Origin of the sequence: Serratia symbiotica (genome assembly GCF_000821185.2) — a bacterium.
Lineage (GTDB): Bacteria > Pseudomonadota > Gammaproteobacteria > Enterobacterales > Enterobacteriaceae > Serratia > Serratia symbiotica.
This window is the reverse complement of record NZ_CP050855.1, coordinates 2,199,125-2,218,251: the sequence shown is the minus strand read 5'-3', so window position 1 is coordinate 2,218,251 and position 19,127 is coordinate 2,199,125. Positions and strand designations below refer to the sequence as shown.

The window sequence follows — 19,127 nt, the reverse complement described above, 5'->3', positions numbered from 1 at the left end:
AGATGAAAAAGATTGATGCGATTATCAAACCGTTCAAATTGGATGATGTCCGTGAAGCTTTAGCTGAAGTCGGCATTACCGGCATGACAGTGACCGAAGTGAAAGGGTTTGGCCGTCAAAAAGGCCACACCGAGCTGTACCGCGGTGCTGAATACATGGTCGATTTCTTGCCTAAAGTGAAAATTGAGATCGTAGTGGCTGACGATATCGTCGATACCTGCGTGGAAACCATCATGCAGACCGCCCAAACCGGCAAGATTGGTGATGGCAAGATCTTCGTCTTCGATGTGGCCTGTGTGGTGCGTATTAGGACCGGCGAACAAGACGAAGAAGCGATCTAATGCGATTGTCTACCGAGCGCGACCAGCTAGAACTTGGGTAGTGCTCGGCCTCCTGGTGTATTACCTCGCACGTCAAGATGAGCGCAGAAGAGATGTGCGCGTTGTACGGCCAAAATACCGCCAACCCCATTCCGACCGCGATGGTGATGGTGGACAACCTGCTAACCACGCTATGGGTGGAGGGCTGAATGCCGACGACGCGGGCTACGGCTGGGCAATGAACGACCAGCAGGCCACTGATCTGATGGCTATTTACGGGGGAATGGGGGCAACCGGGTTGCGCCGATAACCGAGCCGTTGGCGCAGGAGATGCGCAGGCTGCAACAGAAATAATGACAGGGCGCGGTTGGCAAACCGCGCCCTGATTGATTACAGCACTTTATGCGGGCCAAAGCATTCATAGTGGATACGTTCGGCCTCCACACCCATCGCCAGCAACTGTTTAGCCACGTGCTGCATGAACGGTACCGGGCCGCAGAAATAGTAGTGCATTTGCGGGTTGCTCAGTGCGTCACTCAGGGCATTGAGATCCATCAATCCTTGGCGGTGATAGTCGCGTCCTTCTACATCGTCTGCGCCCGGTTGGCGATACCAGATGTGGCGGTTCAGATGTGGCGGTTCAGATGCGGCATGCGCCCGGCGATATCTGCCACTTCGCCGGCAAAGGCGTGAACGGCACCGTTTTCTGCCGCGTGCAGCCAGTGGATTTCCGCCTGATGCTGACTGTCGTGCAAGGCATGCAACATGCTGAGCATCGGCGTCTGGCCAACGCCGACGGAGATCAGCGCGATCGGCGTTTCCGCTTCGGCTTCAAGGAAAAAGTCGCCGTGCGGCGGGGCAATATAAATCACATCGCCTTCCTGTGCCTGCTGATGCAGATAGTTAGATACCTTGCCCTGATCTTCACGCTTGACCGCGATGCGATAAAACTTGCCGTTTGGCGCGGTGGTCAGAGAGTACTGGCGGATTTCTTGGTACTCCAGGCTGTCGTGCTTGATGTAGACTGCCAGATACTGGCCTGGTTTGAAATCAACCACCTGGCCGCCATCGACCGGTGCTAGCTCCAGGCTGCAAATTACATCGCTCTGCGGCTGTTTTTTGACGATGCAAAAGGCGCGCAGATTGCGCCAACCCCCATTGTCGGTCTCGCTTTGCTGATAAATTTGCGCTTCACGCTGGATAAACACCTTGGCCAGCACGCCATAGGCTTTGCCCCAGGCATCCAGCACTTCCTGACTTGGGCTGAACATCTCGTCTAGCGTGGCCAGCAGGTGGCTGCCGACAATATCATACTGATCGGGCTGAATGTTGTAGCTGGTATGTTTTTGTGCGATGCGCTCCACTGCTGGCAGCAGCGCCGCCAAGTTTTCGATATTGTTGACATAGGCGCAGATGGCGTCGAACAGTGCTTGTCGCTGATCGCCGTTACGTTGGTTGTTCATATTGAAAATATCTTTCAATTCAGGGTGATGCGTGAACATGCGATCATAGAAATGGGCGGTCAACTTTGGCCCGGTGGCAGACAGCAAAGGAATAGTGGATTTGACGGTGGCGATGGTTTGGCTGTCCAGCATGGAAGCGCTTCTTAAAGACGATTTTTAATAATGTATTTTAAATGCATATTATTAGATTTGGCTGCGCAGGTAAATGACCCTGTTTTTATTAGGGTGGTTGCCAGCCAACGATCAGGCGCACAGAATATGAAAAAACCGCATCCTGAACATGAGAAAAAGTTCGTTGCTGGTAGGGGCGATTTATCGGATCCAAGTCTTGTGGAATCTTGTGCCAATCGTTTGCGTAAAAACCTCTGTCAAGCCCTATCCTCGCTAGAGGGAAACAGTTTACACTGTGGTTCAGTACCCAAATGGGGTGTTATTGGGTGATTTTTTAGTTAGCCGATTTAAGTCAGGAGATGTGGATGTTAAAACGTGAAATGAACATTGCCGATTACGATGCACAACTGTGGCGTGCAATGGAGCAAGAAGTAGTGCGTCAGGAAGAACACATCGAGCTGATTGCGTCTGAGAACTACACTAGCCCGCGCGTCATGCAGGCTCAGGGTTCACAACTGACCAATAAATACGCTGAAGGCTATCCAGGCAAGCGTTACTACGGCGGCTGCGCATATGTGGATATTGTTGAGCAATTGGCTATTGACCGCGCAAAGGAACTGTTCGGCGCAGATTACGCCAACGTACAACCGCACTCCGGCTCCCAGGCTAACTTCGCTGTTTACACGGCGTTGTTGCAGCCAGGTGACACTATTCTGGGTATGAACCTGGCGCACGGCGGCCACCTGACCCACGGCTCCCCGGTCAATCTATCCGGCAAACTGTACAACGTGGTGCCTTACGGCATCGACGAAAAAGGCCAGATCGATTATGACGATCTGGCTAAGCAAGCACAGGCCCACAAACCAAAAATGATCATCGGCGGCTTCTCTGCTTTCTCCGGCATCGCCGATTGGGCAAAAATGCGTGAAATCGCTGACAGCATTGGCGCTTACCTGTTCGTTGACATGGCACATGTTGCTGGTCTGATCGCCGCAGGCGTCTACCCGAACCCCGTGCCGCATGCACACATCGTTACCACTACCACCCACAAAACCCTGGCAGGCCCACGTGGTGGCTTGATCCTGGCGAAGGGGGGTGATGAAGCATTGTATAAGAAATTGAACTCGGCAGTGTTCCCTGGCGGCCAGGGCGGCCCGCTGATGCATGTGATCGCCGGCAAAGCGGTGGCGCTGAAAGAAGCAATGGAGCCAGCGTTCAAAATTTACCAGCAGCAAGTGGCCGACAACGCCAAGGCGATGGTGGAAGTGTTCCTGCAACGCGGCTATAAAGTGGTTTCCGGCGGTACTCACAACCACTTGTTCTTGCTGGATTTAGTTGACAAAAATTTGACCGGTAAAGAAGCTGACGCCGCTCTGGGGCGCGCAAATATCACCGTCAACAAAAACAGTGTGCCAAACGATCCGAAAAGCCCGTTTGTGACTTCCGGCGTGCGTATCGGCACCCCGGCGGTGACGCGCCGTGGCTTCAAAGAGGCTGAAGTGCGTGAACTGGCCGGTTGGATCTGTGATGTACTGGACAACATCAACGACGACGCCACCATCGAACGCACCAAGCAGAAAGTGTTGGATATCTGCGCCCGCTTGCCGGTTTACGCATAGTTCCACCCTCACAGTGAAAACTGCCTCGGCGCTGAGTCAATCAGTGTTAACAGACCCACACCCTATTGAGGCAGGGTTTGGCGAGGCAGTTAATTGTGGCATCCCGTGCCGCTCGCTTTATAAGTATGCGCGCTCTATGCCAATCCTGTTTTACCGTTTCATTTTCTGGGGAGCCATTAGCGCTCTCCCCTTTGAGCATACAGGAAGATGTCCAGTCTGCGGTGTTTTCATCGATATTCGAGATGAGCGCCGCTTTGATAACAGGGTGAAAATCCTTTGATGATGAAGTTACATGGTGCTCTGGTTGGGGTATGCCTATTGTTCAGTGTCAACGCTGCTGCTCACCCGCACAGCTTTATTGATATGAACACTACCTTTGTGGCTAAGGATCAACGGCTGGTCGGGTTGAAAATGGTGTGGGTAATGGATGAAATCACCTCAGCGGATTTGCTGTATGATGCGAAGAATGCCAAAAGCGATTCAGTCGTTTGGAAAAAGCTGGCGGCGCAAGTCATGGCCAACGTACTGGGCCAACATTATTTCACCGATATTTATCGCAATGGCAAACCGGTGAAATACCTCAATTTGCCGACTGAATACCACCTATCGCGGCGGGGCAACCAGGCGGTGCTGGAATTTGTGCTGCCACTAGCCGAACCACAACCGCTGGTGGGTAAACCCTTTGAGATCTCCACCTACGATCCCAGCTACTTTGTTGATATGACCTATAAAGGTCCAACCGCGTTGCACCTGCCACTGGCAATGGCGCAGCAGTGTAAGCTCAGCTTGATAACACCAAAACCGGATACTTCGCTGCGGCTCTACGCGTTGTCACTCGATAAAAACGACTCGCCCGGCGAAGATAGGGCATTGGGGCAACAGTTCGCGCAACGGGTGACCCTGCAATGTCAATAAATCTCAGCCAACCGTCCGGCCACAAGCATCACTGGATTTTTAGCTTGTGGCCGCTACTGCTGTTTGCACTGTTGCTGACGTTGGCCGCCCAGCTGGCATGGCACTTCTGGCCACAATTGCTGATGCACGCTGTGATATGGCAGAAGGCGCTGCACCAGCAAATGGCCGGGCTGTTGCAGCAGGTGAAAGCCGCGCCGCATCAGGTCGGGTGGCTGCTGATGCTGTTCAGCCTGAGCTATGGTGTGCTGCATGCGCTCGGCCCCGGCCATGGTAAGGTGGTGATCGCCACCTATCTGGCGACCCACCCGGTGCGGCTGAAAAGCAGCCTGAAGCTGACCTTTGCCGCTTCACTGGTGCAGGGGCTGGTGGCGATCGCGCTGGTGACGTTGATGCTGGAGGTTTTGCAGCTTTCTTCCCGACAATTGCACTACAGCAGCTTCTGGCTGGAAAAAGGCAGCTTTATTCTGGTGATGTTGTTCGGCGCACTGCTGAGCTGGCGTGCATTGAAACGCCTGTACTCTGTCCTTAAGGCGCAGCGCCTGGCACCGGCGCTGCGCATCAGCCACCTCGAACCATTGGCGGCGAACCACATGCACAGCGAACACTGTGGCTGCGGGCACCGTCATCTGCCCAGCGACAGCGAGTTGCTTGGTAGTGACTGGCGTACTCAGGCCGCTATTGTGCTGGTGATGGGCATGCGGCCATGCTCAGGGGCGATTCTGGTGCTGCTGTTCTCCAAGTTGATCGGCGTGTTCATTTGGGGCGTGATTTCTGCTCTGGCGATGGCGCTTGGCACCTCACTGAGCATTTCTCTGCTGGCGCTGTTGGTGCACTACAGCCGCCAGCTAGCGATGCATCTCAGCCGCTCGCGTGCGCCTGCCGCTTGGCACGCAGTGGCGTGGGCAGCGCTGGCGTTGGCTGGTGGCTTGATGTTGGTGTTCGTCGGGCTGCTACTGTACGTCAGCGTCCAGCCGGAATTCGGCGGCAGCATCCGGCCTTTCTCCCGCTGACGGACATAAAAAAGCGCTGCCGATGCAGCGCCCATGAGTCAATTCGCGATATTAGCGCTTCAGCGCTTCGCTCAGTTCTTCACGCAGGGTGGAAAGTATCGCTTTCACAACACGCGGGTTGCCCGCCACCACGTTACCGGAGCTAAAGTGGTTATGGCCACCAATAAAGTCGGTGACCAAGCCACCAGATTCACGCACCAGCAGTTCGCCTGCTGCGAAGTCCCAAGGTTTCAAACCGATCTCGAAGAAGCCATCCACGCGGCCAGCGGCGACATAGGCCAGATCCAGCGCGGCTGAGCCGGTGCGCCGGAAGTCCGCGCACTGGGTGAACAGTGTGCCAATCACCTTGATATATGGGGCGGCGTGCTGTTTATGTTTGAACGGGAAACCGGTCGCCAGAATGGTGCCATCCAGATCTTTAGCATGGGTGCCACGCAGGCGGTAACCGTTAAGTTGCGCACCTTGACCACGGCTAGCGGTGAACAGCTCATTGCGCATTGGATCATATACCACCGCCACTTCAGTACGGCCTTTAATACGTACTGCGATGGAGACAGAGAAATGTGGGAAGCGTTTGATAAAGTTTGAGGTGCCATCCAGTGGATCGATCACCCATTGTACATTTTGATCTTCGCCGATCAGTTCACCGCGTTCTTCGGTAACAATAGTATGTTGCGGATAAGATTTGCGGATCACTTCGATGATCAGATGCTCTGCATCGCGATCGACATTAGTGACAAAGTCATGGGTTCCTTTCTGGCTCGCTTCTATGGCGTCTGGGGTTTCATAGTTTTTGGCAATCAAGTTACCCGCCTTACGCGCAGCGCGCACGGCGATAGTCAGCATCGGATGCATGGGTATCTTCCAACTAGGATGTTAAAGAACAGGAAACGGCGCGCAGTATAGCAGCTGTGCGGCAAAATGCCTACGGCTGTGTTAAGGTACGCGGATTTTCCGCTACGCTCAAGAGTTTGTATGCTGCACAACATCCGTATTGTTCTGGTAGAGACCTCCCATACCGGCAACATGGGCTCGACCGCCAGAGCCATGAAAACAATGGGATTAACCAACCTTTATTTGGTTAATCCGCTGATAAAACCCGATTCTCAGGCGATTGCTCTGGCTGCCGGTGCCAGCGATGTGATCGGCAACGCCGCCCTCGTGGATACCGTTGATGACGCCATTAACGGTTGTAGCTTGGTGGTGGGTACCAGTGCGCGTTCACGCACATTACCCTGGCCAATGCTGGAGCCACGTGAGTGCGGGGTGCGGGCGGTTCAGGCAGGCGAGCACGCGCCAGTGGCGCTGGTGTTTGGCCGTGAACGAGTGGGCTTGACCAACGATGAGTTGCAGAAGTGTCACTACCATGTTGCCATTCCCGCCAATCCAGATTACAGCTCGCTGAACCTGGCGATGGCGGTGCAGATCCTGGCATATGAGTTGCGCGTGGCTTATCTCGACCGCCAGCAAACGGGGGGAACGCCTCAGGAAGAAACGCCTTATCCGCTGGTGGACGATCTTGAGCGTTTCTATCAGCATCTGGAGCAAACGTTGCAGCGCACTGGCTTTATCCGCCCGGCGCATCCGGGGCAGGTAATGAGTCGGCTGCGCCGTTTATTCACCCGCGCCCGCCCGGAAGAGCAGGAGCTGAATATCCTGCGTGGCATGCTGACATCGATCGAGAAACAGGATAAAAATCAGGTTAAATAAGCCGCTGTGGCGTCACCGCCAACGATAACAGTATCGGTTATCAAAAGGTTATCATCGATATTGAATATGGCCATGCATAATACTTGAGTAAATTGCTAGGTTAAATAGTTGACTGATTTACTCAGGAATGTCAAAATTTCAGCCGTATTTGACCAACAGGTAGCCATTGAACTATGAGACTGACATCTAAAGGCCGTTATGCGGTAACCGCTATGCTTGACGTAGCATTGCACTCCCAGGAAGGGCCTGTACCTTTGGCGGATATTTCCGAGCGCCAGGGTATTTCTCTCTCTTATCTGGAACAATTATTCTCTCGTCTGCGCAAGCATGGCCTGGTGGCCAGTGTGCGCGGCCCGGGTGGGGGGTATCTACTTGGGAAAGACATGAGTGACATCGCCGTTGGTACTGTTATCACTGCTGTTGATGAATCGGTAGATGCCACCCGTTGCCAAGGTAAAGAAGGTTGTCAAGGGGGAGAACGCTGCCTGACGCATACCCTGTGGCGCGATCTGAGCGAGCGCATCAGCGAATTCTTGAACAATATTACGTTGGCAGAACTGGTTAATAACCAGGAAGTACTGATAGTGGCGGATCGTCAGAACAACGATTCGCGTTGCATAGACAAACGGTCATCCACAAGAAGTTATCGACGTTAATCTGCACGCATAAGCAGCTAGCGATATTCTTTAGTTTTGGAAGTGATGTACGGAGCACAAGAGCAATGAAATTACCGATTTATCTGGATTACTCAGCAACGACGCCGGTAGACCCGCGCGTTGCTGAGAAGATAATGCAATTTTTGACCCTGGATGGCACTTTCGGTAACCCGGCCTCCCGTTCTCACCGTTTCGGTTGGCAGGCGGAAGAAGCCGTGGATATCGCCCGTAATCAAATTGCTGAATTGGTGGGGGCAGACCCGCGTGAAATCGTGTTCACTTCAGGGGCGACGGAATCCGATAACCTGGCGATTAAAGGCGCGGCTCATTTCTACCAGAAAAAAGGCAAGCACATCATTACCAGCAAAACCGAACATAAAGCCGTGTTGGACAGCTGTCGCCAACTTGAGCGCGAAGGTTTTGAGGTGACCTACCTGGCACCGCAGAACAATGGTATCATCGACCTGCCCGCTCTCGAAGCTGCGATGCGTGACGACACCATTCTGGTTTCTATCATGCATGTGAACAACGAAATCGGCGTGGTACAAGATATTGAAAAAATTGGCGAAATGTGCCGTGCGCGCGGCATTATTTACCACGTTGACGCCACCCAGAGCGTGGGTAAGTTGCCTATTGATCTGAGCAAGCTGAAAGTTGATCTGATGTCGTTCTCCGGCCATAAAATTTACGGCCCGAAAGGCATTGGTGCTTTGTATGTGCGCCGCAAGCCGCGTATCCGCATCGAAGCCCAAATCCACGGCGGTGGTCATGAGCGCGGCATGCGTTCCGGCACCCTGCCGGTGCACCAGATCGTCGGCCTGGGTGAAGCCTACCGTATCGCCAAAGAAGAGATGGCGACGGAAATGTCGCGCCTACGCTGGCTTCGCGATCGCCTGTGGAACGGCGTGAAAGATATGGAAGAAGTGTATTTAAACGGCGATCTAGAACAGGGTGCACCGAATATCCTTAACGTCAGTTTCAACTACGTTGAAGGTGAGTCGCTGATCATGGCGCTGAAAGATCTGGCTGTGTCCTCCGGCTCTGCCTGTACCTCCGCCAGCCTGGAGCCGTCCTACGTGTTGCGCGCGCTGGGCATGAATGATGAATTAGCGCACAGTTCGATCCGTTTCTCCCTGGGGCGTTTCACTACGCAAGAAGAGATCGATTACACCATTCAACTGGTGCGTAAATCCATTGGCCGCCTGCGCGACCTTTCCCCGCTGTGGGAGATGTTCAAACAGGGCGTGGATATCAACAGCATCGAGTGGGCACATCATTAATTCTCAGGATCCAGGAGCAAAATCATGGCATACAGCGAAAAAGTAATCGATCATTATGAAAATCCGCGCAACGTGGGTTCCTTCGACAACCAAGATCCCACCGTTGGCAGCGGCATGGTAGGTGCACCGGCCTGTGGTGACGTGATGAAGTTGCAGATCAAAGTCAACAATGAAGGTATCATTGAAGACGCTCGCTTCAAGACTTACGGCTGTGGTTCCGCCATCGCCTCCAGTTCGCTGGTGACCGAATGGATGAAAGGCAAATCTCTCGATCAGGCTGAAGCGATCAAAAACACCCAGATCGCCGAAGAACTGGCATTGCCGCCGGTTAAAATTCACTGTTCAATTTTGGCAGAAGACGCCATTAAAGCAGCGATCGCCGACTACAAAAGCAAACATAGCACCAAGTAGTTTTTTTGAGTCAGTTAGCCCGGCTGTCAGGTGGGGCTTTGATGTGACCTGTGAGGTTGTGATGTCAATTACCATGAGCGACAGCGCTGCACAACGTGTTCAGGCTTTTATCGATAAACGAGGTAAAGGTCTCGGTCTGCGTTTGGCGGTAAGAACTTCCGGCTGCTCTGGCATGGCGTACGTGCTGGAATTTGTTGACGAAATAAACGATGATGACATCGTCTTTGAAGACAAAGGCGTCAAAGTGTTCATTGACGGCAAAAGCCTGGTCTATCTTGATGGCACTGAGCTTGATTTCGTTAAGGAAGGTTTGAATGAAGGCTTCAAATTCAACAACCCGAACGTCTCAAGCGAGTGTGGCTGTGGCGAGAGTTTTAACGTCTGACCGCCTATCGCCTCCCTCCCGCCGTGTGCGGGGGGACTTTATCCGCTAACGCTCAGAGCACGCTATGGATTACTTTACTCTATTCGGGTTGCCAGTTCGCTATCCTGTGGACGCTAGCCTACTCACATCCCGTTTTCAGGATCTACAGCGCCAATTCCATCCCGATCGTTTTGCTTGCCAGCCGGAACGCGAACGCCTGATAGCGTTGCAGCAGGCGACGACCATCAATCAAGCCTACCAGACGCTAAAGCACCCATTAAAACGCGCAGAGTATATGTTATCTTTGTACGGCTTTGACCTGGCTAATGAACAGCACACCCTGCGCGACACCGCTTTTCTGATTGAACAGTTAGAGTTACGTGAGGAGCTTGATGCCATTGAGCGCAAAGCAGATGCGGAGAGCTTGCTGGCCGAATTTGACATGCGGTTGAACGACACGATCAAACAGCGCAGTGCGCTGATGGTGCAACAGTTGAATGGCGAGCGATGGTCGGAAGCTGCCGATACCGTGCGTAAGCTGCGCTTTTCGGACAAACTCCAGCAACAGGTTGAACAACTCACAGAAAAGCTGCTGGGTTTTGAGTAACACCTTCTGATTGTGGAAGCTTCAACATGGCCTTATTACAAATTAGTGAGCCTGGCCTCAGTGCCGCGCCGCATCAGCGCCGTTTGGCGGCGGGTATCGATTTAGGCACCACCAACTCGCTGGTTGCCACGGTGCGCAGTGGGCAGGCGGAAACGCTGGCCGACGAACAGGGCCGCCATTTGCTGCCTTCAGTGGTGCACTACCAGGCGCAGGCGCAGCTTGTGGGTTGGCAAGCGCGCCAACAGGCGGCACAGCAGCCAGCCAACACCATTAGCTCGATCAAACGTTTGATGGGCCGTTCCCTGATGGATGTGCAGCAACGTTATCCTAACCTGCCATACCAGTTTAAGGCCAGTGACAACGGCCTGCCGATGATCGTTACCGCTGCTGGGTTGGTTAACCCGGTGAGGGTTTCAGCCGATATTCTCAAGGTGCTTTCTGCCCGCGCACAGGCGGCGTTGCAAGGGAACCTTGACGGCGTGGTGATCACCGTTCCTGCCTATTTTGACGATGCACAGCGCCAAGGCACCAAAGACGCCGCGCGTCTGGCTGGCCTGCATCTATTGCGTCTGTTAAACGAACCGACCGCTGCGGCGATCGCCTACGGGCTGGACTCCGGCCAAGAAGGGGTGATCGCGGTCTATGATCTGGGCGGTGGCACCTTTGACATTTCCCTATTACGTCTTAGCCGAGGGGTGTTTGAAGTCTTGGCCACCGGCGGCGATGTTGCGTTGGGCGGCGACGACTTCGACCACCTGCTGGCTGACTGGTTACGCGATCAGGCTGGCGTGGTTGACCGCAGTGATCACGGTGTGCAGCGTCAACTGCTGGACGCCGCTATCGCCGCCAAAATCGCGCTGAGTGATGCCGATAGCGTCCATGTCGAGGTTGCTGGTTGGCGCGGTGAAGTGACGCGTACCCAGTTTGAAACGCTGATCGCGTCGTTGGTGAAACGCACTCTGCTGGCCTGCCGCCGTGCGCTGAAAGACGCTGGCCTTGGTGCTGAAGAGGTACGGGAAGTAGTGATGGTCGGCGGCTCCACACGTGTGCCATTCGTGCGTGAACAGGTGGGGACATTCTTTGGCCGCTCCCCGCTGATCGCTATCGACCCGGATAAAGTTGTTGCCATTGGCGCGGCGATCCAAGCCGATATTTTGGTGGGCAATAAGCCGGACAGCGACATGCTGTTGCTGGATGTGATCCCGTTGTCACTGGGGCTGGAAACCATGGGCGGTTTGGTTGAGAAAGTGATCCCGCGCAACACCACCATTCCGGTGGCGCGCGCGCAGGAGTTCACCACCTTCAAAGACGGTCAGAATGCGATGATGATCCACGTACTGCAAGGTGAGCGCGAACTGATACAAGATTGCCGTTCGCTGGCGCGTTTCACGCTACGAGGGTTGCCGCCGTTACCGGCCGGTGGCGCGCATATCCGCGTCACCTTCCAGGTGGATGCCGACGGTCTGCTGAGCGTCACTGCGATGGAAAAATCCACCGGTGTTGAAGCCGCAATTCAGGTAAAACCTTCGTATGGTTTGTCCGACAGCGAAATTGCCACGATGCTCAAAGAGTCGATGGCCCATGCCCAGAACGATGTTGGCACACGCAAGCTGGCGGAACAGCGGGTGGAGGCTTTGCGGGTGCTGGAAAGCCTACAGGGTGCGTTAGACAAGGATGCTGCGCTGCTGAGCGAAATGGAAAGCCAGGCGATCATTGCCGCATCGCAAGCGCTGCAACAGGCAGTATCAGGCGACGACCCCGTAGCTATCGAAACGGCCATTAAAGCATTAGATGCACAAACGCAAGATTTTGCCGCGCGCCGCATGGATGCCGCCACTCGCCGCGCGTTGGCTGGTCATTCTGTGGATGAGGTTTAACTATGCCTAAAATTGTTTTTTTGCCCCAGCAAGATTTATGCCCTGAGGGGGTAGTCGTGGAAGCTAAACCCGGGGAATCCATCCTCAACGTTGCGTTGCGCAGCGGTATTGAAATTGAGCACGCCTGCGAGAAATCCTGCGCTTGCACTACCTGTCATTGCATCGTGCGTGAAGGTTTCGATTCTCTGGAAGAAAGCGGCGAACTGGAAGACGACATGCTGGATAAGGCTTGGGGCTTGGAGCCGGAAAGCCGCTTGAGCTGTCAGACGCGGGTCGCCGACGAAGATCTGGTGATTGAAATACCCCGTTACACCGTTAATCACGCGCGTGAGCATTGATACCCATCGCCTTTCAAGCCACAGCGCTGTTGGCCGCGTGCAGTTATTTGGCCGATCCTTGGGCCTCACCCCTGCTGCCAGCAGATTTGTCACCCCAGTCACTTACTGGTGTAAGCAGTTGGGGACTCAGGCCGTTGCCGCCTAGCTGCAACTTGAAATCCATAGGCTATGCAATAAAAATCCCTCGTGAGTTTCGCTTTGAAGAGTGAAAAATTAAGGGGATAAATTCGGAGTGAGAAGGTTATGACAACAGAATTCATGCAGGTCACGCTGTCACCGCAACCTGCTGACGCGCGCTGGGGCGAAAAAGCCTTGCTGAGCACCAACGTGGAAGGGATCACCCTCCATCTGACCGGCAACGATAAGCAGGGTGACATCCAGCGTGCTGGGCGCAAAATTGACGCCCAGGGCATCAGAAAAGTGAAGCTGGCGGGTGAAGGCTGGGATCTGGAAAGCAGTTGGGCGTTTTGGCAGGGCTATCGTGGGCCAAAAGGCCAGCGCAGCATCGAATGGGCAGAACTGCCGGAGGCCGAACACCAAGAGTTGGAGAAGCGCCTGAAGATCGTTGACTGGGTACGCGACACTATCAACATACCGGCTGACGCACTAAGCCCAGAGCAACTGGCTATCCGCGCTGTTGATTTGATGTACGATGTCGGCGGCGATGCCATTAGCTATCGTATCACCAAAGGCGAGGATCTGCGTGAGCAGAACTACGCGGGTCTCTATACCGTTGGCCGTGGTTCCAAGCGTCCGCCGGTATTGTTGGTGCTGGATTTCAACCCCACTGCTAACCCGGATTCGCCGGTGTTCGCCTGTCTGGTAGGCAAAGGTATCACCTTTGACAGCGGCGGCTACAGCCTGAAACAGAGTGCCTATATGGATTCCATGAAAGCCGATATGGGCGGTGCCGCCACCATCACTGGGGCTTTGGCGCTGGCGGCGGCACGCGGCCTCAAGCAACGCGTAAAACTGTATCTGTGCTGTGCGGACAACATGGTCAGCGGCAACGCCTTCAAACTGGGTGACATTATTTGCTACCGCAACGGCAAAACCGTTGAGGTGATGAACACCGACGCGGAAGGGCGGTTAGTATTGGCCGATGGCCTGATTGACGCCTGCGAGCAGAGCCCGCAGTTGATCATCGATTGTGCCACCCTGACTGGCGCGGCAAAAACCGCCCTGGGCAATGATTATCACGCCCTGTTCAGCTTTGATGATGCGTTGGCGCAGGAACTGCTGACCAGCGCCGCCGCTGAACAAGAACCCTTCTGGCGCTTGCCGCTGGCCGAGTTCCATCGCAGCCAGCTACCGTCCAATTTCGCCGAACTAAACAATGTGGCCGGTTCCGCCCACACTGCCGGGGCCAGCACCGCAGCGGCATTCCTATCGCACTTTGTCAAACATTATCAGCAAGGCTGGCTGCACATCGATTGCTCCGCCACCTACCGCAAGGGTGCGGTGGAACAGTGGTCTGCGGGTGCCACTGGCCTAGGTGTGCGTACCCTGGCGAATCTGCTGCTCAGTAGAGCCAAACCATTGAACGCCTGCTAGCCTGTGCTCTATCGTCATCGCCCAGCATGCTGGGCGATGCTATTTGATCTCTGGAGTTTGCCATGAGTTTCCATCATCAGGATGCCGCCCCCAGCGAGAATGAACTTGAACACCTGCTTAAGCGGGCAGTGACAGAGCCAGCCGAGCGCCCGGCGTTCTTCCGTGCACTGCTTGATGCCACGGTGCTGATCCTCGGCGACAACGAGCAGATGCGGCAGGACGGTGACATTACCCTGAATGCCGACACCCCAGTCAATATTCAACATTGGGAAAAACAAGGCGGCGGCAACATCATTCCGTTTTTCTCCTCGTTGGCCGCGCTGCGAAAAGCTGTTGAGGGTGAACAACCATTCATCGCGCTGCCAGCGCGGGTATTGTTTGAAATTACCCAGGGTGCGGATTTGTTCCTCAACCCGAAGGCAGAATACGGCAAGGAATTTTATCCCGAGGAGGTAGCAACGCTGTTGGCCACCGATGGGGTTACCGAGTCGGTAGAGCGCTATGTTGATAAAGACAGCCAAATCCTGTTGGGCCAGCCGAAGGACTATCCCACGGCGATGGTGGAGGCGCTAACCACATTGTTTAGTCAACGCAAACTGGTGCGCCGTGCCTTCCTGACGCTGATGCATGATCAGGCGGTGGATGAGCAGCCTAATCTGTTGGTGGGATTGGAGGTGGACGGTGATCCGGCGGAGATCGACGCCTTGATCAACGAGGCTGGCAACCTGGCGAGCGAAATGGTCGCTAACGAAGAGCCTGTGGATTTTTGCTTGGTGTCGGAAAAAGAACGCGGAGTCAGTCACTACCTGATCACCCATACCTGGCCGTTTTATCAGCGCCGTTGGGGGAGTTGGCTGCGTGATCTCATTCCCTCGACCACTAAAACAGAGTGAGCCTTGCCGCAATAGTGGAATGAGAGCCTATTCTTTTAAAATATTGATTTTTCTGTAGGCAAGCGTTAACAGCGCACATATAATTTGCACCACTTGAGAAGGCTGGTTTTATTGATTGCAGACCGGCTAGTTTTGAAATGCAGAGGCCATCATGACCCTAGAACGTACCTTTTCCATCATTAAACCCAATGCTGTAGCCAACAACGATATCGGTGCAATTTATGCCCGTTTCGAGCGTGCTGGTTTCAAAATTATTGCATCCAAAATGCTGCGTCTGACTCGCGAACAGGCGGAAGGCTTCTACGCTGAGCACAAAGGTCGCCCATTCTTCGACGGTTTGGTTGAGTTCATGACGTCCGGCCCGATCATGGTACAGGTTCTGGAAGCGGAAAACGCCGTACAGCGTAACCGTGACATCATGGGGGCAACCAACCCGGATAACGCACAGGCTGGCACCCTGCGCGCTGACTACGCGGACAGCTTCACTGCTAATGCCGTTCACGGTTCCGATGCCATAGAATCTGCACAGCGTGAAATTGCTTATTTTTTCACTGAAAGTGAAATTTGCCCACGCTAATCCCCGTCGTCTTTCAAGCCGCAGCGTTGTTGGCTGCACTCGTTCACCCCGGTCACTTACCTGAGTAAGCTCCTGGGATGAACGAGTTGGTCGACTAGCTGCAACTTGAAATCCATGGGGTATTCTGTGTTGAGGTTTGCATGGTACCAATAAGCATATTTACCGGCTGAAACCATAAAAATGCCTTTAAAGCCTTTCAGACATGGAAACCCGCTATTAAAATTTGTACAATAACGCGCCCCTGATAAGTCATCTTATCAGGGGCGCGTTATTTTCCGCTGCGTCTTTCGAGCCGCAGCTCAACATCCATTGGCAACAGTGCTATCGCCTGACATTTCTTGGGCTGAATGCATAACTTACTTTCCATTCTTTAGCGCCATAACGTGTAACAACGAGGCCAGAGAGCATTATGTTAGGATCCATCACGTCTGAGCGCACCCTGTCTGAAAATCATTCGCTGACGACGACTCAATCCGTTAACGCGGAACAATCGGCTGTGGCCAAAATTAACCTGCTGGATTTGAATCGCCAGCAAATGCGCGAGTTCTTCAGCCAAATGGGCGAGAAACCCTTCCGTGCTGATCAAGTGATGAAGTGGATGTACCACTATTGCTGCGATGATTTTGAGCAAATGACCGACATCAATAAGGTCTTGCGTAATAAATTACAACGCGTTGCTGAGATCCGCGCACCGGAAGTGGCCGAAGAACAATGCTCAGCTGATGGCACGATCAAGTGGGCGATCAAAGTGGGCGACCAGCAGGTTGAAACCGTCTATATCCCGGATGGCGATCGCGCCACCCTGTGCGTCTCATCCCAGGTGGGTTGCGCTCTGGAGTGCAAATTCTGTTCAACGGCTCAACAGGGCTTTAACCGCAACCTGCGCGTATCGGAAATCATTGGTCAAGTGTGGCGTGCGGCGAAAATTATCGGCGCGCTGAAAGTCGCGGGTGAGCGCCCTATCACCAACGTGGTGATGATGGGGATGGGGGAGCCGCTGCTTAACCTGAACAACGTGGTGCCAGCAATGGAAATCATGCTCGACGACTTCGGCTTTGGCCTATCCAAACGCCGTGTCACCCTATCAACCTCCGGTGTAGTGCCGGCGTTGGACAAGCTGGGCGATATGATCGATGTGGCACTGGCGATATCGCTGCACGCGCCTAACGACAAAATCCGCAATGAGATCGTGCCGATCAACCGCAAGTACAATATTGAGAGTTTCTTGGCCGCAGTGCGCCGCTATCTGGCAAAATCTAACGCCAACCAGGGCCGGGTTACCGTTGAATACGTGATGCTGGATCATATCAATGACAGCACCGACGATGCGCATCAGTTGGCAGACGTACTTAAGAATACACCGTGCAAGATCAACCTGATCCCATGGAATCCGTTCCCGGCGGCGCCTTATGGCCGCAGTTCCAACAGCCGGGTAGATCGTTTTGCCAAAGTATTGATGGAATACGGTTTTACGACTATTGTTCGTAGAACCCGTGGCGACGATATTGATGCCGCTTGTGGGCAACTGGCGGGTGAGGTGATCGACCGTACCAAACGAACCCTGAAAAAGAAAAGGGCCGGGGAAGCTATCAATGTACGGGCGGTCTGAATCCTATAGCACTGTTTTTGCCTTCTAACCGTCTGTTAGGCGCACCGATGGCATCGATAAGGAAATAAATGTGGGCATGAAGCTGAGAATGCTGAGAGGCGTGCTGGTAGCCGGTTTACTGGCTGGCTGTTCCGGTTCACTGCCGGAAAAGGACGCACTATCTTCTGACGCGAGCCAGACGCGGTTGCAGTTGGGTTTGGAGTATCTGCAACAGGGGGATATGAACGCCGCGCGGCAGGATCTGGAGAAGGCGCTGGCCGCAGCGCCACAAGATTACCGTACCCAGTTGGGTATGGCGCTTTATGAGCAGCAAATTGGCGAGAATGCCCTAGCTGAACAGCGTTATCAGCACATACTCAAACTTGCGCCGGGCAATGGTACTGTGCTGAATAATTACGGTGCGTTTCTTTGCAGTTTGGGGCAGTATGTAGCGGCACAACAGCAATTTAGCGCCGCTGTGCAGGTACCCGATTATGGTCGGATCGCCGATAGCCTGGAAAACGCCGGTTACTGTTTTCTCAAAGCCGGAAAAAATGACCAAGCGCGCCCCTTGTTGACCCGTGCGCTGAAGGTCGATCCGGACAAAGGTGCTCCACTGTTAGTGGAGGCAGAAAAGCGATTGGGGGAAGGGAAGCGCGCACAGTCGCAACTTTTATTGGATACTTATCGACATGTGTTGCCGGCCAGTGCCAGCAGCTTATGGTTACAGATCCGTTTCGCCGCATTAGCAGGGCGTTATGATAGCGTTCAACGCTATGGCAAACAGCTAGCGCGAAGTTTTCCACAATCCAAACAGTACCAGCAATTCTTAGCCAATGAATACTGAAGCCTCCCAAGATAAAAGCGAATCCATGACGACCGGCCAACGCCTGCGTCAAGCCCGTGAACAACTCGGGCTGAGCCACCAGGTGGTAGCAGAGCACCTGTGCCTCAAAAAGTCTACCGTGCGCGATATCGAGGAAGACAGCATTTCCGCTGATCTCGCTTCGACTTTCGTGCGTGGTTATATCCGTTCTTACGCCAAGCTGGTGCATATTCCAGAGGATGAACTGCTGACGACTTTGGCCGAGCAGGCACCGCAAAAAATGGCGAAAGTCGCACTGATGCAGAGCTTTTCATTGGACAAGCATCGTAAAAAACGCGATGGCTGGTTGATGAGCTTCACTTGGTTGATGGTGTTGGTGGTGCTCGGCCTGACCGGTGCCTGGTGGTGGCAAAACCACCAGGCACAGCAGGAAGAGATCGCGACCATGGCCGATCAGTCAGATGCGCAGCTAGCGCAAAACGAAGGCAAACGGGTATCGTTGACCGACAACCAGGCTGACAACAGCACCCGTGTGTCGCTGACCGATAATGCTACTACGCCGAACGATACTGGCACTGCGCCGCAGGCAGCAGCCGTTAACCCACAGCAGCCTACCGTGGCGTTGCCCAGCCAGACAACGCTGCCGGAAACTGCGCTGGGGGCACCGTCCGCTCAGTCATTGTTACCTACCGTTGATGCGGGCATGGCAGCGGCTAGCGATACGAACGCACTGGTGATGGGTTTTTCAGCTGATTGCTGGTTGCAGGTGACCGATGCTAACGGAAAAACTTTGTTCAGCGGCATGCAAAAGAACGGCGACAAGTTGAATCTGGCCGGTACCGCGCCATACAAACTGACAATCGGCGCGCCTACCGCCGTGAAGATCCAGTATCAAGGTAAGCCGGTTGATTTAAGCCGGTTCGTTAAGTCAAACCGTGTTGCTCGCCTGACTATTGCTGCGCAGTGATTGCGTAGCAGTGGCCGTAACGTAATGACAGAGCAGCAATG

19 protein-coding genes and 2 pseudogenes are annotated in these 19,127 nt (G+C 54.0%); 19 read left to right on the top strand and 2 right to left on the bottom strand.

All coding sequences use genetic code 11. From position 1 onward, the window contains the following. The first annotated feature begins 2 nt into the window (after positions 1-2). On the top strand, positions 3-341 hold the full coding sequence (gene glnB / locus SYMBAF_RS11115) for a nitrogen regulatory protein P-II (RefSeq protein WP_040266556.1): 339 nt from the start codon (positions 3-5) through the stop codon (positions 339-341). 55 nt (positions 342-396) lie between these two features. Further along, on the top strand, positions 397-630 hold the full coding sequence (locus tag SYMBAF_RS11110; RefSeq protein ID WP_160744051.1) for a hypothetical protein: 234 nt from the start codon (positions 397-399) through the stop codon (positions 628-630). An 80-nt stretch (positions 631-710) separates the two neighbouring features. Here the strand turns inward: SYMBAF_RS11110 and hmpA are convergent. Further along, a pseudogene (gene hmpA, locus SYMBAF_RS11105) lies at positions 711-1,915 on the bottom strand (NO-inducible flavohemoprotein). A 344-nt stretch (positions 1,916-2,259) separates the two neighbouring features. Here hmpA and glyA point away from each other — a divergent pair. The 3 genes from glyA (at position 2,260) to SYMBAF_RS11090 (ending at position 5,438) form a co-directional block, all read left to right on the top strand. Beyond that, a complete protein-coding gene (gene glyA, locus SYMBAF_RS11100; RefSeq protein WP_040266554.1) occupies positions 2,260-3,513 on the top strand; it encodes a serine hydroxymethyltransferase in 1,254 nt (417 codons plus the stop codon). A 279-nt stretch (positions 3,514-3,792) separates the two neighbouring features. Continuing rightward, positions 3,793-4,428, top strand: coding sequence for a DUF1007 family protein (locus SYMBAF_RS11095; protein ID WP_040266552.1), 636 nt, complete (start codon positions 3,793-3,795; stop codon positions 4,426-4,428). Then, positions 4,419-5,438 carry a nickel/cobalt transporter gene (locus tag SYMBAF_RS11090; protein ID WP_040266550.1) on the top strand — a complete coding sequence of 340 codons (1,020 nt, stop codon included), beginning with the start codon at positions 4,419-4,421 and terminating at the stop codon, positions 5,436-5,438. Before SYMBAF_RS11095 ends, SYMBAF_RS11090 begins: the two co-directional genes overlap by 10 nt. Positions 5,439-5,489: 51 nt before the next feature. On the opposite strand, the gene suhB is transcribed toward SYMBAF_RS11090, so the two are convergent. Continuing rightward, positions 5,490-6,293, bottom strand: a complete 804-nt coding sequence (gene suhB / locus SYMBAF_RS11085) for an inositol-1-monophosphatase (protein WP_040266548.1) — start codon at positions 6,291-6,293, stop codon at positions 5,490-5,492. 120 nt (positions 6,294-6,413) lie between these two features. On the opposite strand from suhB, the gene trmJ reads away from it, so the two are divergent. From trmJ to rodZ, 14 genes and pseudogenes are all read left to right on the top strand, one after another. Continuing rightward, on the top strand, positions 6,414-7,148 hold the full coding sequence (trmJ, locus tag SYMBAF_RS11080; protein ID WP_006708461.1) for a tRNA (cytosine(32)/uridine(32)-2'-O)-methyltransferase TrmJ: 735 nt from the start codon (positions 6,414-6,416) through the stop codon (positions 7,146-7,148). A 173-nt stretch (positions 7,149-7,321) separates the two neighbouring features. Beyond that, a pseudogene (gene iscR, locus SYMBAF_RS11075) lies at positions 7,322-7,817 on the top strand (Fe-S cluster assembly transcriptional regulator IscR). Positions 7,818-7,869: 52 nt separating this feature from the next. Beyond that, positions 7,870-9,084 (top strand): IscS subfamily cysteine desulfurase, encoded by a 1,215-nt coding sequence (locus SYMBAF_RS11070; protein WP_040266546.1) that lies wholly within the window; start codon positions 7,870-7,872, stop codon positions 9,082-9,084. 24 nt (positions 9,085-9,108) lie between these two features. Then, complete coding sequence (iscU, locus tag SYMBAF_RS11065) at positions 9,109-9,495, top strand: Fe-S cluster assembly scaffold IscU (protein ID WP_006708463.1); 387 nt, start codon at positions 9,109-9,111, stop codon at positions 9,493-9,495. Between the two features lie 61 nt (positions 9,496-9,556). Beyond that, positions 9,557-9,880 carry an iron-sulfur cluster assembly protein IscA gene (gene iscA, locus SYMBAF_RS11060; RefSeq protein ID WP_040266686.1) on the top strand — a complete coding sequence of 108 codons (324 nt, stop codon included), beginning with the start codon at positions 9,557-9,559 and terminating at the stop codon, positions 9,878-9,880. Between the two features lie 64 nt (positions 9,881-9,944). Then, complete coding sequence (hscB, locus tag SYMBAF_RS11055) at positions 9,945-10,466, top strand: co-chaperone HscB (RefSeq protein ID WP_040266544.1); 522 nt, start codon at positions 9,945-9,947, stop codon at positions 10,464-10,466. A 26-nt stretch (positions 10,467-10,492) separates the two neighbouring features. Beyond that, positions 10,493-12,343 carry a Fe-S protein assembly chaperone HscA gene (gene hscA, locus SYMBAF_RS11050; RefSeq protein ID WP_040266542.1) on the top strand — a complete coding sequence of 617 codons (1,851 nt, stop codon included), beginning with the start codon at positions 10,493-10,495 and terminating at the stop codon, positions 12,341-12,343. Between the two features lie 2 nt (positions 12,344-12,345). Next, positions 12,346-12,681 (top strand): ISC system 2Fe-2S type ferredoxin, encoded by a 336-nt coding sequence (gene fdx, locus SYMBAF_RS11045; RefSeq protein ID WP_040266539.1) that lies wholly within the window; start codon positions 12,346-12,348, stop codon positions 12,679-12,681. A gap of 243 nt (positions 12,682-12,924) precedes the next feature. After that, entirely contained in the window at positions 12,925-14,235 is a 1,311-nt protein-coding gene (gene pepB, locus SYMBAF_RS11040) for an aminopeptidase PepB (protein ID WP_040266538.1), read from the top strand. A 62-nt stretch (positions 14,236-14,297) separates the two neighbouring features. Further along, the gene (gene sseB, locus SYMBAF_RS11035; RefSeq protein ID WP_040266537.1) at positions 14,298-15,128 is read left to right on the top strand and encodes an enhanced serine sensitivity protein SseB; all 831 of its coding nucleotides are present in this window, start codon (positions 14,298-14,300) and stop codon (positions 15,126-15,128) included. A 151-nt stretch (positions 15,129-15,279) separates the two neighbouring features. Further along, on the top strand, positions 15,280-15,705 hold the full coding sequence (gene ndk / locus SYMBAF_RS11030) for a nucleoside-diphosphate kinase (RefSeq protein ID WP_040266535.1): 426 nt from the start codon (positions 15,280-15,282) through the stop codon (positions 15,703-15,705). Between the two features lie 409 nt (positions 15,706-16,114). Continuing rightward, positions 16,115-17,314, top strand: a complete 1,200-nt coding sequence (gene rlmN, locus SYMBAF_RS11025) for a dual-specificity RNA methyltransferase RlmN (RefSeq protein ID WP_040266534.1) — start codon at positions 16,115-16,117, stop codon at positions 17,312-17,314. 76 nt (positions 17,315-17,390) lie between these two features. Beyond that, positions 17,391-18,140 carry a type IV pilus biogenesis/stability protein PilW gene (pilW, locus tag SYMBAF_RS11020; protein ID WP_040266685.1) on the top strand — a complete coding sequence of 250 codons (750 nt, stop codon included), beginning with the start codon at positions 17,391-17,393 and terminating at the stop codon, positions 18,138-18,140. Beyond that, complete coding sequence (rodZ, locus tag SYMBAF_RS11015; RefSeq protein ID WP_040266532.1) at positions 18,130-19,086, top strand: cytoskeleton protein RodZ; 957 nt, start codon at positions 18,130-18,132, stop codon at positions 19,084-19,086. Before pilW ends, rodZ begins: the two co-directional genes overlap by 11 nt. Positions 19,087-19,127 lie beyond the last annotated feature (41 nt).

What these genes read in the sequence shown, in the direction of transcription:
- glnB (WP_040266556.1), top strand. Translation starts at nt 3, where the DNA reads ATGAAAAAGATTGATGCGATTATCAAACCGTTCAAATTGGATGATGTC.
- glyA (WP_040266554.1), top strand. Translation starts at nt 2,260, where the DNA reads ATGTTAAAACGTGAAATGAACATTGCCGATTACGATGCACAACTGTGG.
- SYMBAF_RS11095 (WP_040266552.1), top strand. Translation starts at nt 3,793, where the DNA reads ATGATGAAGTTACATGGTGCTCTGGTTGGGGTATGCCTATTGTTCAGT.
- SYMBAF_RS11090 (WP_040266550.1), top strand. Translation starts at nt 4,419, where the DNA reads ATGTCAATAAATCTCAGCCAACCGTCCGGCCACAAGCATCACTGGATT.
- suhB (WP_040266548.1), bottom strand. Translation starts at nt 6,293, where the DNA reads ATGCATCCGATGCTGACTATCGCCGTGCGCGCTGCGCGTAAGGCGGGT.
- trmJ (WP_006708461.1), top strand. Translation starts at nt 6,414, where the DNA reads ATGCTGCACAACATCCGTATTGTTCTGGTAGAGACCTCCCATACCGGC.
- SYMBAF_RS11070 (WP_040266546.1), top strand. Translation starts at nt 7,870, where the DNA reads ATGAAATTACCGATTTATCTGGATTACTCAGCAACGACGCCGGTAGAC.
- iscU (WP_006708463.1), top strand. Translation starts at nt 9,109, where the DNA reads ATGGCATACAGCGAAAAAGTAATCGATCATTATGAAAATCCGCGCAAC.
- iscA (WP_040266686.1), top strand. Translation starts at nt 9,557, where the DNA reads ATGTCAATTACCATGAGCGACAGCGCTGCACAACGTGTTCAGGCTTTT.
- hscB (WP_040266544.1), top strand. Translation starts at nt 9,945, where the DNA reads ATGGATTACTTTACTCTATTCGGGTTGCCAGTTCGCTATCCTGTGGAC.
- hscA (WP_040266542.1), top strand. Translation starts at nt 10,493, where the DNA reads ATGGCCTTATTACAAATTAGTGAGCCTGGCCTCAGTGCCGCGCCGCAT.
- fdx (WP_040266539.1), top strand. Translation starts at nt 12,346, where the DNA reads ATGCCTAAAATTGTTTTTTTGCCCCAGCAAGATTTATGCCCTGAGGGG.
- pepB (WP_040266538.1), top strand. Translation starts at nt 12,925, where the DNA reads ATGACAACAGAATTCATGCAGGTCACGCTGTCACCGCAACCTGCTGAC.
- sseB (WP_040266537.1), top strand. Translation starts at nt 14,298, where the DNA reads ATGAGTTTCCATCATCAGGATGCCGCCCCCAGCGAGAATGAACTTGAA.
- ndk (WP_040266535.1), top strand. Translation starts at nt 15,280, where the DNA reads ATGACCCTAGAACGTACCTTTTCCATCATTAAACCCAATGCTGTAGCC.
- rlmN (WP_040266534.1), top strand. Translation starts at nt 16,115, where the DNA reads ATGTTAGGATCCATCACGTCTGAGCGCACCCTGTCTGAAAATCATTCG.
- pilW (WP_040266685.1), top strand. Translation starts at nt 17,391, where the DNA reads ATGAAGCTGAGAATGCTGAGAGGCGTGCTGGTAGCCGGTTTACTGGCT.
- rodZ (WP_040266532.1), top strand. Translation starts at nt 18,130, where the DNA reads ATGAATACTGAAGCCTCCCAAGATAAAAGCGAATCCATGACGACCGGC.